Consider the following 14,122-nt stretch of genomic DNA (forward strand, 5'->3'; position numbering starts at 1 on the left):
CATGGCTATTCCCGATCACATCCGCGCCAATTTCGAGACTCTGCTGCGTGCGGCCAGAAACGGCGACCTTGCCTTGATGGAATGCACGGATGCGTCCAATGGCATACCGCGTTATGTGCTCGCCGCCGTGCAGCGTGACGATGGCGGCGAATACTTTTTCACGCCGTTCGGCCATCTGGCGGAGGGGAATCCCTACGTGGCTTCCCACCCGCCAGAGTGAGAGCAGACCGGGATGAGGGCGGGCCGGGAGCAAGCAAGAGAGAGCCTGCCCCGGCATTTTCCTGAAACCTCAATCCCGGAGCAATCTCATGAATCTGATGACGCCAGCGGCGGCGGTGACGGCCGCCGCACCCATCCGTGCGCCCGAAGAAGAGGCCGCCTGCATCCTCAAGGCGGCGGAGCGCATTCTCACCGGTCTCGAACGCGGCCTTCTCATCGAGGCCCGCGTCCTGCGGCAAGCGATGGAGGAGGCGTTCGGCGGTTCGGACGCCGAGGGTTTCTGGACCTGGAAAGCCGCATATGAAGCTTGCGAAGCCGCGCAGGTTCTGTTCCTCCGCAAATATGGTCGCGCCATGCGGGAGAAGGCGGGCTCGCCCGCCGCGCGGCTCGCCATGCTTTCCCGCATCGCCGGACTTCTTCCCACCCACACCCGTCGCACGCAGGAGTCCGAGGAGTTCCAGCAGTTCAGCACACCCATGCCGCTTGCCTATGCGGCCAGCATCGCGGCGGGCCTCACCGGCGACGATGCGGTGCTGGAGCCGTCGGCCGGCACGGGGATGCTTGCCGTATTCGCCGAGATCATGGGTGCGCGGCTGGCGCTCAACGAGATCGCCGATACGCGGGCCGCGCTTCTGCGGCGGCTGTTCCCGGACAGCCCGGTCAGCACGCATGACGCGGCCAGCATCGATGATCGGCTGGCGGACGATGTCGCTCCGTCGGTTGTTCTCATGAACCCGCCCTTCTCGGCGGCGCTCCACGTGCAGGGGCGCGTGTCCGACGCGGACTTCCATCACGTGCGCGCGGCGCTGGCGCGGCTGCCCGAGGGCGGTCGCCTGGTCGCCATCACCGGGCACAATTTCCCCGTCGATAAGCTGAACGGCGCGGTGCGTTTCACCTGCGTCGTGGATGGCTCCGTCTATTACAAGCACGGCACGACCTTCGACACGCGCCTCACCGTCATCGACAAGTCGCTTGAATCGGCTTCGTCGCCGGTATTGCCGCGCGCGGAGAACGCCGCCGAATTGCTCGCCCGCCTCATCGAACATGTGCCGCCTCGCTTGGAGGCGGACGGCGAGATCGGGTTCGGTACAGCGGCGAAGCCCGCTGTTGCGCGCAAGGTCGCGCCAATCGCACGCAGACCGCAGCCCGCCATTTCTGCGGCGCCCGATGCTGTCGAGCTCTCCTATGAACCCATCGAATGGAAGCCGGCCGAGGGCGCCGACCTGACCGACGCGCTCTACGAGGGCTACGCCCTGCAATCGATCCATATCCCGGGCGCCAAGCCGCACCCGACGAAGCTGGTGCAGTCGGCGGCCATGGCCTCGGTGGCGCCGCCGCACCCTTCCTATCGGCCGCATCTTCGGGTGCATATAATAAAGAGTGGCATCCTGTCCGACGCGCAGCTTGAGAGCGTCATCTATGCCGGCGATGCGCATTCCCGGCATCTCGCGGGATCGTGGACGGTCGATGAGACCTTCGACAATATCCATGCCGCACCGGAAGGCGCCGAGAATGCCGTGCGCTTCCGCCGCGGCTGGTTCCTGGGCGACGGCACCGGCTGCGGCAAGGGCCGGCAGGTCGCCGGCATCATCCTCGACAACTGGATCAAGGGCCGCCGCAAGGCGGTGTGGATCTCCAAGTCCGACAAGCTGATCGAGGACGCGCAGCGCGACTGGTCGGCGCTGGGCATGGAGCAACTGCTCGTCCAGCCCCTGTCGCGCTTCAAGCAGGGCACGCCGGTCCGGCTGTCGGAAGGGGTGCTGTTCGTGACCTACGCCACCCTGCGCAACGAGCCGCGCCTGCGCCAGGTCATCGACTGGCTGGGAGACGGCTTCGACGGCGTGATCGTTTTCGACGAAGCCCATGCCATGGCCAACGCCGCCGGCAGCAAGGGTGAGCGCGGCGAACAACTTCCCTCCCAGCAAGGTCGTGCCGGCCTGCGCCTGCAGCGCGCCTTGCCGGACGCTCGCATCGTCTATGTCTCCGCAACCGGCGCCACCGACGTGCGCAACCTCGCCTATGCCGAGCGGCTGGGCTTGTGGGGCGGCGAGGATTTCCCTTTCGCCAATCGAGCCGAGTTTGTGCAGGCGGTCGAGGCCGGCGGGGTCGCCGCCATGGAGGTGATGAGCCGCGACATGAAGGCCCTCGGCCTCTACACGGCGCGGTCGCTGTCCTATGAGGGCGTCGAGGTCGAGATCGTCGACCACAATCTCACCCCGGCGCAGGTGGAAACTTACGACGCCTATGCTGAAGCGTTTCAGGTGATTCACTCCAACCTGAATGCCGCCCTCGAAGCCTCGAACGTCACCGGGGAGCGAAAAACCCTCAACGGCCAGGCGAAGTCCGCCGCCCTGTCGGTGTTCGAGGGCGCCAAGCAGCGTTTCTTCGCAGCGCTGCTTTCGGGGCTGAAGACCGCCACGCTCATCAAATCCATCGAGGCGGACTTGGAGACGGGCCATGCCGCAATCGTACAACTGGTTTCGACTGGCGAGGCGATCCTCGATCGCCGTCTGTCCGAGATTCCAGCCGAGGAATGGGCGGACCTGAACGTCGATTTGTCGCCCCGCGACGTGATCCTCACCTATTTGCAGCATGCCTTCCCGACGCAGCTTTATGAGCCTTATACCGACGAAGACGGCAATCTGCGCTCGCGCCCCGCGTTCGATGCCGAGGGCAACCCGATCCAGTGCCGCGAGGCCGTCGCCTCCCGTGACCGGATGATCGAGCGTCTCGCCTCGCTCGATCCCGTGCCCGGCGCGCTCGACCAGATCATTCAACGCTTCGGGACAGACAAGGTAGCGGAAGTGACGGGACGGTCACGGCGGATCGTGCGCAAGGGCGATCGGCTTTGTGTCGAAAACCGTCCGCCCTCGGCCAATCTCGCCGAGACGCAAGCCTTCATGGATGACGAGAAGCGCATCCTGGTCTTCTCCGACGCCGGCGGGACGGGCCGCTCCTACCATGCCGACCGGGGCGCGAAGAATCAGCGCCTGCGCGTCCATTACCTGCTCGAAGCGGGATGGAAGGCCGACACCGCCATCCAGGGACTCGGCCGCTCCAACCGCACCAATCAGGCGCAGCCGCCGCTGTTCCGCCCCATCGCCACGGACGTGAAGGCCGAGAAGCGCTTTCTTTCGACGATTGCCCGCCGCCTCGATACCCTTGGCGCCATCACGCGCGGGCAGCGCCAGACTGGTGGCCAGGGGCTGTTCCGCGCCGAAGACAATCTCGAAGGCGATCAGGCCCGCGCGGCGCTCAGGCAGTTCTATTGCTGGCTGGCGCAGGGCGCCATTCAGGGTTGTTCGTTGACGCAGTTCGAGGAGATGACCGGCCTGACGCTGACCTTCGAGGGCGGCAACATGAAGGAGGATTTGCCGCCGATCACGACGTTCCTCAACCGGCTGTTGGCACTGCCCATCGCCATGCAGAACACGCTGTTTGCGGCGTTCGAGGAGATTTTGAACGCCCGCATCGAGGCGGCGATTGCGGCGGGCGTCCATGATGTCGGGCTGGAGACAATCCGTGCCGAAAGCCTGATCGTCACCGACCGGCGCACGGTTTGGCGGCACGACAGCGGCGCCGAGACGCGGCTGTTTACGATCGAGCGGCGCGATCGCAACCGCCCCATGACGGCGGAAGAGGCGATCACCATCGAAGGCGGGCGATTGCTCGTCAATGAGCGCTCCGGCCGCGCCGCCGTCAAAACTTCCGCGCCGAGCCTGATGCTCGATGACGGCAGCATGGAACGCCGCGTCCGGCTGTTGCGCCCCATGCAGCGCAACACGATGAGCGTCGATGACTTCGCCGCCACTCATTGGAAGGAAGCGGAGAGGGAAGAATTTATCGCCGCATGGGAAAAGGAGATCGCCGGAATCCCGGAATTCTCGACGAGCACGTTCCATCTCGTCACCGGCCTGCTGCTGCCGATCTGGCGGCGTCTTCCGGAGAGCAACGCCCGCGTTTATCGGCTGCAAACCGACGATGGCGAACGCATCATCGGCCGGATGCTGACGCCCATCGAGGTGGAAGCGTTCTGCCGCAATATCGGCATGGACGCGCCGAAGCTCTCCGCTGGCGACGCCTGGGGTCTGATCAACGAAGGCAAGGTTACGGCCCATCTCGCCGATGGCCTCGTCCTGCGCCGCGCGCGGGTGATGAACGAGCACCGCATCGAACTCACCGGCTTCACTTCCGGCATGGTCGATGCCCTGAAGGCGCGCGGCTTGTTCGGCGAGATCATCTCGTGGAAGCTGCGGTTGTTCGTGCCGGTGGGCGAGGCCGGCAAGGCGATTTTCGAGAGCCTCACCGACCGTTGGCCGCTCACCGAAATCGCGGATCGGGGGTGACATATGTCCCGCGCCGCCGATCTGGCGCGCCGTCTCGGTGAACAGGCCGAGGCGGTGTGCCGCTATTACCTGCCGAACGGCCGCCGCCAGGGCCGATACTGGATCTGCGGCGATGTCATGGGAACTCCGGGGCGGAGTCTTTATGTCCGCCTTTCCGGAGAACGTGCCGGGAAGTTTTGCGATACGGCGACCGGGGAGCATGGCGATCTTCTCGATCTCATCGCCCTCAATCGCGGCCTCGGCTTCCGCGCCGCGCTCGATGAGGGGCGGGGATTCCTCAGCCTGCCGGTTCTGCCGATCCGCCAGGTAGCCCCGTCCGCGCCGTCCGGCTCCTCCGAAGCGGCGCGGCGGCTCTTTGCCGCGTCGAAGCCGATCCGGGGCACGCTGGCGGAACGCTATCTCCAAGGCCGCGGCATCATTCTGCCTGCGGACGTTGCCGCTCTCCGCTTTCATCCGCGCTGCTTTCATCGCGGGCCGCAAGGCCGCGAGATATGGCCGGCGCTCATCGCCGCCGTCACCGATCTCGATGGCGCCATCACCGGTGCGCATCGCACCTGGCTTGATCCTGAGGGCGGCAAGGCGCCTCTCGATCAGCCCCGCCGCGCCATGGGCCATCTCGCCGGGAACGCGGTCCGGCTCGGCGTTGCGTCCGACGTCCTGACGGCGGCGGAAGGCATCGAAACGGCGCTGGCGCTCAAGGCCGTGATGCCCGCCATGCCAGTCGTCGCCGCACTCTCCGCCGCCCACCTCGCTGCCCTGATTCTGCCGCTGGCGCTGCGTCGCCTCTATGTCGCGCGCGACAACGACGGGGCCGGGCGCCTTGCGGTGGAACGATTGCGCGCCCGCGCCAGAGCCGACGATATCGACATCCGCGCCCTCGCCCCGAGGACGGAGGATTTCAACGCCGATCTCCTCACCCTCGGCCCGGACCGGCTCACGGCATGGCTCGCCGAGCAGCTCGCCCCGGACGATGTTCAGCGTTTCCTGGTCGCGGATGAGCCGAGGCGATGCGTGTGAAATCCGTCAGCGCCGGACGGGGAAGGGGAGAGCATCGGGACCGCCTTCCGGTTCGGCAGGGGCCGCGCCACGGCCTTTCCAAGAGAGGGATCTGCCAGCGCTGGCCGGCTTTGCAACGGCCTGACGGCCGTCCTCCACTTCGTTGCGGCCCGGCGGGTGCAAAGCCGCCCTTTGGCGCTGGCGGGCGATCCCCGGAAAGGCCGCGATGGGCGCGGCCTCGGAACCGGGAGACAGACCCATGCTGCACGATCTCTTCACCGACGACGCCTTCGAACCCCTTCACGCGGCATCGCCAACCGCCCATGTCCTCGACGAAATGGCGCTTCACGGCACCCGTCCCGGCCCGGACGATCCGGAGCGCCTGACGGTGCCCGAAGCCGACCGGGCCGAGCAGGAGATCGAGAACACCGCAGCCGCCCTCATCGCCCTAATGGCCGACACGGCGCTCGATGACGATCTCGACGACGTCCTCTGGGGCTTCGCCAATCTTTTCCACCGCCGCCTGGGCTATCTCGACCGCCTCCTCGACGACAACGAGGTGGCGCAGCGCCGTTTGCAGGAGGAGCAGGACGGCTCGGAGGTCAAGTCCGTCGAGCTCGAGCGCCTGATTGCCCGTGGCGAGGCATTGCTCGAACGCCGCGCCGCCTTCGAGAACCTCCGCGATCTTGCCGCCATCCAGTTCGAATCGGCGACCGGTTCCGCCTGGCGGCCGCATACCGGCTCGATGACGAACCGCAAGACGATGACGGCGGCCATGATCGACAGCCGCGATTTCATCGCCGCTAAGCGCCGGGCCGAGATCGAGCCGCTGCTGCCCGCCGGGCCGCGCATCGCGTTCACCGGCGGCGTCGACTGCAACGACCACATCCGCATCTGGGAGGCCCTCGACAAGGCCCTCGCGAAGCACCCCGACATGGTGCTCATCCATGGCGGATCGCCGAAAGGCGCCGAGAAGATCGCCGCCTGCTGGGCCGACAATCGCAACGTGCCGCAGATCGTCTTCAAGCCCGATTGGACCCGCCACCGCAACGCCGCACCCTTCAAGCGCAATGACCGTATGCTCGAAGCGCTCCCAATCGGCGTCATTGCCTTCCCTGGTTCCGGTATCTCCCAGAACCTCGTCGATAAGGCGCGGAAGATGGGGATCGCCACATGGACCTTCGACAGCGGCGCCACATAGGCGCCGCTCCAAAAGGGAACGCGCTGGAATGGCCTGTCGGTCCCCAAATGACGTGACAGTATTGGTGCACTTTGCATATCATTTATCCGAGCATGGGACGACTGGCATGGCACGGCGGTTAAGCAGGAAGGCATTTCGGACGACGGTCATCCTGACCGAATCGCAGCACAAGCGAATTCTGGAAATCGCTGAGGCAAACGACGCGTCGATCGCATGGGTGCTGCGCCAGGCTCTCGACCGTTATTTGGAGACCGAGGGCAAGCCAGCTCGAGGTTCGGACGCGAAGACCTGCCCATCTTCCGGCAGCGATGTGTAAGGAGAGGCAGGTATGACCGAGCAATCTAAATACCAGCTTCTCTCCCCTGTGTCCGCCGGGGAAAGCGAAGACTTGCTGGCTGGGAAGCCTTCGGAAGACGCGCTGCGACGTATTCAGGCGCTCCTCGCTGACTGGCTTCGGATGGAGAACGTCATTGTCTTGACGGCCGCCGGGTGCTCGGTCGGCGCCGGTGGTCGATTGATGGCTGGCCCCAGGACAAACAATCTCGAATGCCTTGTTCTCGATGCGGTCGAGAAATGCGAGCTTCCTCCGAAGGCGGCCTCCATCATGCGCCATAGGAAGGCAACTTGGCCGACAGAAGAGAATGGTGGGCCCCTTGGGTTTGAAGACTGGCTCAGCTACCTGTTCAATGCGTCGGGCCTGACGAACCCGGACAGCTCGCCGGTCGACGCGGTGGTCTGGAAAGGTGACGTGCCAGAGGGCGAGGAGCCTCCTCTGATGCTCGCCGACGGTGATTTAGCCGAACTGCGTAAACTGGTTGAGAAGGCCATCTTCGCTGAATGTGCCCTCCAGATTGATCGTGGTGAACTCTCGGGTACGAGCGACGGTCAGTCATCGGGCCATATTCCCTTTCTCGCGAAGCTGATTGCCCGCGACACGAACCTCGGGCGGACCCATCTCTTCACACTCAACTACGACACGCTGTTTGAGCAGGCGATGGAAGAACTGGGCGTCCAGTATTTTGACGGATTTTCTGGCAGAGCCAGCTCTCGCTTTGATCCAGCCGTGTATGGGCTTGATATCTATTACCCTGGCGACGTCTCCGAGGGGCGGGTGCGCCGCTTCGACAAATTCCTGCAATACTACAAGCTTCACGGTTCCCTGCATTGGTATGTCGGCGATGACGGGATGTATCGCGCCCGTCACCGCGACCTTTCGTTTGCCAGCGACTACAGGAAGCTCCCTGCTGAAGAGAAGGCGGCGAAGCTACAGTCCGAAGGATTCTCCACGATTAACTCCTTCGGCATCCTGCCAACCTCGCAGAAGTTCACTCAGACGTTGGACATGCCCTATGCGCATCTGTTCCGGCTCTTTCATGCGCGCCTGAACCAACCGCAGACGTTCTTCCTCGTTGTCGGATACGGTTTTGGTGACGACCACGTGACACGGATCATCGAGACGGCCTTGATGAATCCGTCTCTAGTCATGCTGGTTGTGGAGCCCAATCCACAAAGCGCGATCGTGGAAAGAGTCCGCCGCTATCAGAGCCTGGGTCAGAGGGCGTTTGTCCTGACTGAGCGACTCGGTGCGGGCGAAAAATGCTCATACAAGATCGCCACGTTCGCTGATTTCGCGCAGAACATCATGCCGGATGTAAAGTGGCTCGATGACTATAGGCGCCTTCGGTCTTTTGAAGAGCAGATTAGGAAGACAGAAGACAGGAAGCCGGATGCCCCGGAGAGCGCCACCTGATGGAACAGCCGCGCATCATAGGGCATGTGGTCGCTGTCAGCGGCTTCAGGCTGAAAGTGGAACTTTCCCCTGACGCGAAGTCATCGTCTCGGGCCACGCCGGATGGGGTGCAGCGCGCAGTTGCCATTAACTCCTTCCTGACCTTTGACCTGGGAGCCGGCACACATGCAATCGGGCTGCTCAGCGATCTTGAAGCTCGGGAGAGCTACGACCCGACCCGTGACGAAGAGCTTTCTCTGGAACTGACGAAGCCACGGCGGATCGCGTCAGTGCAATTGCTTGGAACGGTGAAGCAGACCGGCAAATCCGGATGGAAATTTGATCCAGGCATAACGGTCCTGCCGACCCTTGATACGCCGGCTGAGGTAGCAAATCCCGACGTTCTGTCAGGTATCTTCGCCCATCCGCCCGAGCGGAACAAACCACGCGATTGGTCAGAGGGGGATTACGACTTCCCACTGGAAATCGGCCATCAAACGGGTGACGAAAATACGCGGGTGAAAGGGTCCTTCAATGACCTCTTCGCCCGGCCGCTCGCAGTTGTAGGCAACACCGGGTCTGGAAAATCATACACGGTCGCGAGCCTAATCCGAGGCATCATAGAGCATGAGAAGTTCGCCGTCGCCTCCAAGGCAGAACCTCATGTCTTCATCCTGGATATCAACGGCGAGTATGCAAGCGCCTTTCTTGATAAGTCACAGGCGTCCTATGCGCGGGATCCAAATAAGATTTACCTGAGTGGGCAGGAATTCTGCCTGCCTGCGTGGCTCATGAATGGGGAGGAGGTTTGCGACTGGCTTCAGGCGTCCGAAGCAACACAGGAGCCCGTTCTCAAGGACTGGTGGTCGATCGCTAAAGCCAATCGAGGCGGCGCGGCTTCCTACGATCCCTTGCAAGTCGCCATAGGAAAGATTGATTCTGCATTGGCTTGGCTTGATGACCCGCGACAGCCGGCCAACGGCACCTTCGACGTGTATATCAGTCACGCCCAGCAATATGTGCCTGATATAGACTGGAATACCTTCAATGGGATTCCGAACTGGACGCCCGATGCGACAAATCAGTGGCGAAAGGTCGCGAACGAAAAGGCGGTTAGGGATCGGCTCAGTGAAATCCGATCAACGTTGCTGGAGAAGATTTCGGCGCGGCAGAATGAGGGCGTGAACTTTGCCAAGACCGCCGACGCGCCGCGGTTCATCGCTGTGCGCGAGTTTCGCGATCCCAATTTGGTCGATAGATCCACCGACCAGGAAGGCAGCAAACGGATTGATCAGTATCTCCTTACGTTGAAACTGCGGCTTCGGACACGCCTCGATGACAGACGCTGGCAGTCGTTTTTCAGCTATGAGGAACAGGGTATCCAGAGCTACGAGGACTGGATGCAAAAGCTCGGGGTCGGACAAAAGTCCGGTTCAAGGGTTTCCGTCCTCGACTTCTCCATGCTGTCTTCGGAGGTTCTGCCCTTCGCATGCGCGCTCCTTGGAAGGCTTCTCCTTGAAACACGGGAAATGCTGCGTCCCGACGTACGCAGTCGATACCCCTGGGTGCTGGTTTTGGAGGAAGCCCACAACTACGCAAGACCGCCAGGTCGCGTGGAGGACCGAGGACAAAGCCTGTCTAGGAGGGCGTTCGAGCGCGTCGCCAAGGAGGGGCGTAAATTTGGGCTGTCACTCATTGTTGCCAGCCAGCGCCCCAGCGAGATAAGCCCGACCATCATTAGCCAGTGCGCCAATTTCTTCTCGCACCGGCTTCAGAACCCAGATGATATTGATCATTTCCGGCGCATCATCCCCAAGCAGGCCCAGCGGCTACTTGATCAGGTAACTGTGCTTGCAGCGGGGGAAGCTATTGTGTTTGGCAGTTCCGTGCACGTTCCTGTACGGGTTCAAATCAAGCTGCCGACCCAAGAGCCATGGAGCGCGACCGCCGCACCCTTTGTAGACTGGAGCGGGGAAGAGGCGTTTCCGCTTGCGGATGTCATCGAGAACTGGGGTCTGACCAAAGAAGTTCCCGAAGCCGTAACGGCATCACCCGCTGAACATGCTGAGGCGGCAAGTTCGGCTGATGACCTCGATGATGAAATCCCATTTTGAGATTTGTCGGGTTTCAGGCGAGGCGCTGACGGACATTCAGATCCCCTACTGGCATTCGTGATGGTGTGCAGGTCGCCCCCCAAATTCCGATACCTCACCCGCGCCACAGTGTCTTGTCGCGGCATGGCTGGGCGCCCGCGCGGGACAAGCCCCGCGCGCCGGGCTCTCGTGAACCGAACCGCCTTCGGCGTTTCGGCCTTCGGCTTCGATCCCTGGCGCGAACGCCCGCTGCGCGGGCGGGTGGCGGTCCAACGGCGCCGGCCAAGACGCGCCCCGCTGGACGCGATGGTGACGGGGCCTGGAGGGGAGAATGCGGCGTGGGCCATGGCTCCCAAGGCCAGGTTCGAACGCCATCCTTCCTGCATCTCCGGCTCCGATGGGCGTGCGCATGAGGTCGAAAGGGGCGCGGCACGCAGGCGGTCGGATTGGTCTCGCTGCCTGCGGCTACGGTGGCGCAGCGGCGCCAGTTTCATCGCCGCGGCGATGCCGTCAACGGCGCGCAGCGGGAGCTTTGGACATGCCCGGCGCGCGGTCGAAGGCCGAGTGGTTGGCGATTTTCGTGTCGTTGCAACCCCGGTCAAGCCGTCGTCCGATGCGGTGAACTCGGTGACGGGGAAGGCCATGGCGCTCCTTCGCCGACTGTTCATCGAGGCAGTCACCATCCCTGCATGTCTCTCATCGCGTAAATCCCGCGCCGGACCGTTCAACCCGCCGTCCGGGAAAATTTCCCCTGCCGCGAAAAGTGCTCCGCTGACGCTGCGCCCCTTCGGGTGACGGCGAAGCCGTCAACTTTTCCCGGCATTCCTCGCGCCCGCTTCGCTCCAAATTTTCCCTCCCGGTGGGTCCTCCACTTCGTTCCGGCCCTCCGCTCACGCTACGGGTGAACCGGCCCGCCTATGCGGTCTTTTCGCTGGAGCCATCGCAGGGATGGTCTCTGCGACGAACAGCGAAAGGATCATCACCATGGCCATCACCCTCGGCACGTTCACCAAGCAGAACGACGGCAGCTTCACCGGGACCCTCAAAACCCTCAACGTCACCGCTAACCTCGTCGTCGTCCCCGTAGACAAGATGTCCGAAAACGCCCCCGACTATCGCGTCTATGCCGGCAACGGCCAGCGCTACGAGGTCGGCGCCGGCTGGAGCCAGGTCGCCAAGTCGAGCGGCGAGACCTACCTGAACCTCAAGATCGCCGCGCCGGAATTCGGCCCCAACTGGGTGCGCGCCCGCCTCGTCAAGCTGGAGACGCCGATGGAGGACGGCACCTCGCACCTCGCCCTGTGGGAGCCGCGCGAGCGCTGATCCCGCCCACTCCCGAGGACCCCGCCGGAGCGCATCCGGCGGGGCTTATCTTCATGCATTCCGCCCTGCCCGACCGCCGCAATCCAAGCGGTGTCGGCGCTGGTCGCGCCGACGGGCTTTCCGTCTCGATCTTCCCAGTCTGCCATCCGGCGCGACGAGCCTGTAAAGGATCGCGGGCACCCTCCAAAATGCTCCGTTCCGCTCGCGCTCCACTCCGCATTTTGGCTCCTCCCGCGCCCGCTTCGCGGCGGCTTTGCCGTCCTTGACAGGCTCTATCCGGATGACCGGGGACCCCGTTCTCGACGGGAGAACGGCTCAATCAAGGAGGTTCCCATGTCCATCCAGATCAATTTCTCCCACGACATCCGCGTTGAATATCGCGGCCATTTCTACGCCGAGGACGAGCTGCGCGAGAGCATCTGGCTCGTCAATATGGAGCTGCGCAACGGCCTGCCGAGGCGCGAGCGCATCGAGGCCAAGCAGCAGATCGCGGAGATGGAAGCAGCGCTCGAGGCGCTGCTGAACACCGCGAGAGCGGGGCGTTGAGCCCCGCTTTTCGCGGCGTTTTCGAGCCGGACGCCGGTCTCTCGTCCATTCATCGCGAGGGGGGATCGTTTTTGGCACCCCCCGTTTTTCGATCCTGAGCAAGCGCGCTCCCCGCCGACATCCTTCGCCCATTCGCGTCGATCTTCGCCGAAAGGAGCCAAAGGATGACCGATCACACATCGAGGGCGGCCGAGGCCCGCAAAGGCTCGCCGTTCCTCTCCACGCGGGAGGCCGCATTCTATCTCGGCCTCTCCTTCCGCACCCTTGAAAAGATGCGCCTGACGGGGAACGGCCCGCGCTTCCGCAAGCATGGCCGCTTTGTCCGCTATCACATCGCCGACCTCGATGCCTGGTCGGAAGGACGACGGCATTCCTCCACATCTGACGAGGGAGAACGCGGATGAAAAGGCCCGCTGTTCTTCCTCTCGTCGCCACGCTTGCGGGCATCGCGCTCGTCGGCTTCTCCGCCATCGCGCACCCCCAGCCGCGCCTTGTCTGGAACGCCTCCGCCAGTGCGCCGATCGGTCTCTATCGCGTCGTTTCCGGCGCGCCGGAACGCGGCGATTTCGTCCTGGTCCGCATCCCGAAATCCATCGAAAAGCTGGCCGCCATCCGCGGCTATCTGCCCGCCGGCGTGCCGCTCATCAAGCGCATTGCCGCCGTCGCCGGGGATGATGTTTGCGCCTTCGACGGGGCCATCATCGTCAATGGCGAAATCGTTGCCCGCCAGCGCAAGGTGGATCGGGCAGGACGTTCCCTGCCGCGCTGGAATGGATGCCGGGAACTTGTCCCGGGCGAATTCTTCCTCCTGACGAAGGCCCCGGACTCCTTCGACAGCCGCTATTTCGGGCCGGTGACGAGCGCCCGCGTGATCGGGAGGCTCGCCGCGCTATGGATCGACTGAGCCCCCTTATCTTCGCGGCGGCTGTCATCGTCACGCACGCCGAGGCCGCCGCTGTCGACCAGTTTCAGGCGCACATTGTCGAAGCGTCGCAGCGTTTTGGCATCCCCGCCAGATGGATCGAGGCGGTCATCATGGCCGAGAGCAACGGCGATGTGCGCGCCGTCTCACCCAAGGGCGCCATGGGCCTGATGCAGCTCATGCCGGAGACCTGGGCCAAGTTGCGCGATCAGCATGATCTCGGCGCCGATCCCTTCGATCCGCGCGCCAACATTCTCGCCGGGACCGCCTATCTCAAGGCCATGCATGACCGCTTCGGTCATCCGGCGCTCTTCGCGGCCTATAATGCCGGGCCGGGCCGCTACGAGACATATCTCCGTGACAGAAAGCCGCTTCCCGCCGAGACCCGTGCTTATGTCGCACGCATCGAAAAGATGCTCGCGGACGCGGGCGGATTCGCTCGGCACGAAGCGATTTCTCCGCCGACCGGCACGCCGAATCCCGATCAAATCGCCTCCGGCCAGCGGCTTTTTTTCTCGCTCTCGCCGACGAAAAACGAGGCCGCAAGTGACGAAAATTCCGTCCCGAATGGCGAGCTTTTCGTGCCGCTTTCGACGCGAAAATCGGATGAAAAATGAGGCGAGAAATGCGGCGCCAGAGTCCGCTTCCCCATGCGCTTCTCGTTCCTTTCTTCGCCCTGCGGCGCGGCTTCGCCGCTGCCGGGCTTTCTCGCCATCAGTCGATGTGATCGCAGATGATCGTGGATGG

12 protein-coding genes are annotated in these 14,122 nt (G+C 63.6%); all 12 read left to right on the forward strand.

Translation table 11 applies throughout. The annotated features are described in order from the left end of the window. Position 1 precedes the first annotated feature (1 nt). The 12 genes from H7H34_RS22885 (at position 2) to H7H34_RS22940 (ending at position 13,992) form a co-directional block, all read left to right on the forward strand. Positions 2-220: a DUF6117 family protein gene (locus tag H7H34_RS22885; RefSeq protein ID WP_185926874.1), complete on the forward strand. Its 219-nt coding sequence runs from the start codon at positions 2-4 to the stop codon at positions 218-220. 97 nt (positions 221-317) lie between these two features. Beyond that, positions 318-4,565 carry a strawberry notch-like NTP hydrolase domain-containing protein gene (locus H7H34_RS22890; protein ID WP_185926904.1) on the forward strand — a complete coding sequence of 1,416 codons (4,248 nt, stop codon included), beginning with the start codon at positions 318-320 and terminating at the stop codon, positions 4,563-4,565. Between the two features lie 3 nt (positions 4,566-4,568). Further along, complete coding sequence (locus H7H34_RS22895) at positions 4,569-5,582, forward strand: DUF7146 domain-containing protein (RefSeq protein WP_185926875.1); 1,014 nt, start codon at positions 4,569-4,571, stop codon at positions 5,580-5,582. A 238-nt stretch (positions 5,583-5,820) separates the two neighbouring features. Then, positions 5,821-6,762, forward strand: a complete 942-nt coding sequence (locus H7H34_RS22900) for a DUF2493 domain-containing protein (RefSeq protein WP_185926876.1) — start codon at positions 5,821-5,823, stop codon at positions 6,760-6,762. A 106-nt stretch (positions 6,763-6,868) separates the two neighbouring features. Beyond that, the gene (locus H7H34_RS22905) at positions 6,869-7,078 is read left to right on the forward strand and encodes a ribbon-helix-helix domain-containing protein (RefSeq protein WP_185926877.1); all 210 of its coding nucleotides are present in this window, start codon (positions 6,869-6,871) and stop codon (positions 7,076-7,078) included. A gap of 12 nt (positions 7,079-7,090) precedes the next feature. Continuing rightward, positions 7,091-8,512 (forward strand): SIR2 family protein, encoded by a 1,422-nt coding sequence (locus tag H7H34_RS22910; RefSeq protein ID WP_185926878.1) that lies wholly within the window; start codon positions 7,091-7,093, stop codon positions 8,510-8,512. Next, entirely contained in the window at positions 8,512-10,605 is a 2,094-nt protein-coding gene (locus H7H34_RS22915; RefSeq protein ID WP_185926879.1) for an ATP-binding protein, read from the forward strand. The genes H7H34_RS22910 and H7H34_RS22915 overlap by 1 nt, the downstream gene beginning before the upstream one ends. A gap of 963 nt (positions 10,606-11,568) precedes the next feature. Beyond that, positions 11,569-11,907 (forward strand): DUF736 domain-containing protein, encoded by a 339-nt coding sequence (locus H7H34_RS22920; RefSeq protein WP_031298097.1) that lies wholly within the window; start codon positions 11,569-11,571, stop codon positions 11,905-11,907. Positions 11,908-12,240: 333 nt separating this feature from the next. Next, positions 12,241-12,453 carry a hypothetical protein gene (locus H7H34_RS22925; RefSeq protein ID WP_185926880.1) on the forward strand — a complete coding sequence of 71 codons (213 nt, stop codon included), beginning with the start codon at positions 12,241-12,243 and terminating at the stop codon, positions 12,451-12,453. 164 nt (positions 12,454-12,617) lie between these two features. Beyond that, on the forward strand, positions 12,618-12,857 hold the full coding sequence (locus H7H34_RS22930) for a helix-turn-helix transcriptional regulator (RefSeq protein ID WP_021225996.1): 240 nt from the start codon (positions 12,618-12,620) through the stop codon (positions 12,855-12,857). Next, on the forward strand, positions 12,854-13,357 hold the full coding sequence (gene traF, locus H7H34_RS22935) for a conjugative transfer signal peptidase TraF (RefSeq protein ID WP_185926881.1): 504 nt from the start codon (positions 12,854-12,856) through the stop codon (positions 13,355-13,357). Before H7H34_RS22930 ends, traF begins: the two co-directional genes overlap by 4 nt. Next, positions 13,345-13,992, forward strand: a complete 648-nt coding sequence (locus H7H34_RS22940; RefSeq protein WP_185926882.1) for a lytic transglycosylase domain-containing protein — start codon at positions 13,345-13,347, stop codon at positions 13,990-13,992. The genes traF and H7H34_RS22940 overlap by 13 nt, the downstream gene beginning before the upstream one ends. Positions 13,993-14,122 lie beyond the last annotated feature (130 nt).

The sequence above is a fragment of the Stappia sp. 28M-7 genome, from assembly GCF_014252955.1.
GTDB lineage: Bacteria > Pseudomonadota > Alphaproteobacteria > Rhizobiales > Stappiaceae > Stappia.

Bases quoted from the DNA above. Each gene is read 5' to 3' on its own strand.
- H7H34_RS22885 (WP_185926874.1), top strand. From the start codon at position 2: ATGGCTATTCCCGATCACATCCGCGCCAATTTCGAGACTCTGCTGCGT.
- H7H34_RS22890 (WP_185926904.1), top strand. From the start codon at position 318: ATGACGCCAGCGGCGGCGGTGACGGCCGCCGCACCCATCCGTGCGCCC.
- H7H34_RS22895 (WP_185926875.1), top strand. From the start codon at position 4,569: ATGTCCCGCGCCGCCGATCTGGCGCGCCGTCTCGGTGAACAGGCCGAG.
- H7H34_RS22900 (WP_185926876.1), top strand. From the start codon at position 5,821: ATGCTGCACGATCTCTTCACCGACGACGCCTTCGAACCCCTTCACGCG.
- H7H34_RS22905 (WP_185926877.1), top strand. From the start codon at position 6,869: ATGGCACGGCGGTTAAGCAGGAAGGCATTTCGGACGACGGTCATCCTG.
- H7H34_RS22910 (WP_185926878.1), top strand. From the start codon at position 7,091: ATGACCGAGCAATCTAAATACCAGCTTCTCTCCCCTGTGTCCGCCGGG.
- H7H34_RS22915 (WP_185926879.1), top strand. From the start codon at position 8,512: ATGGAACAGCCGCGCATCATAGGGCATGTGGTCGCTGTCAGCGGCTTC.
- H7H34_RS22920 (WP_031298097.1), top strand. From the start codon at position 11,569: ATGGCCATCACCCTCGGCACGTTCACCAAGCAGAACGACGGCAGCTTC.
- H7H34_RS22925 (WP_185926880.1), top strand. From the start codon at position 12,241: ATGTCCATCCAGATCAATTTCTCCCACGACATCCGCGTTGAATATCGC.
- H7H34_RS22930 (WP_021225996.1), top strand. From the start codon at position 12,618: ATGACCGATCACACATCGAGGGCGGCCGAGGCCCGCAAAGGCTCGCCG.
- traF (WP_185926881.1), top strand. From the start codon at position 12,854: ATGAAAAGGCCCGCTGTTCTTCCTCTCGTCGCCACGCTTGCGGGCATC.
- H7H34_RS22940 (WP_185926882.1), top strand. From the start codon at position 13,345: ATGGATCGACTGAGCCCCCTTATCTTCGCGGCGGCTGTCATCGTCACG.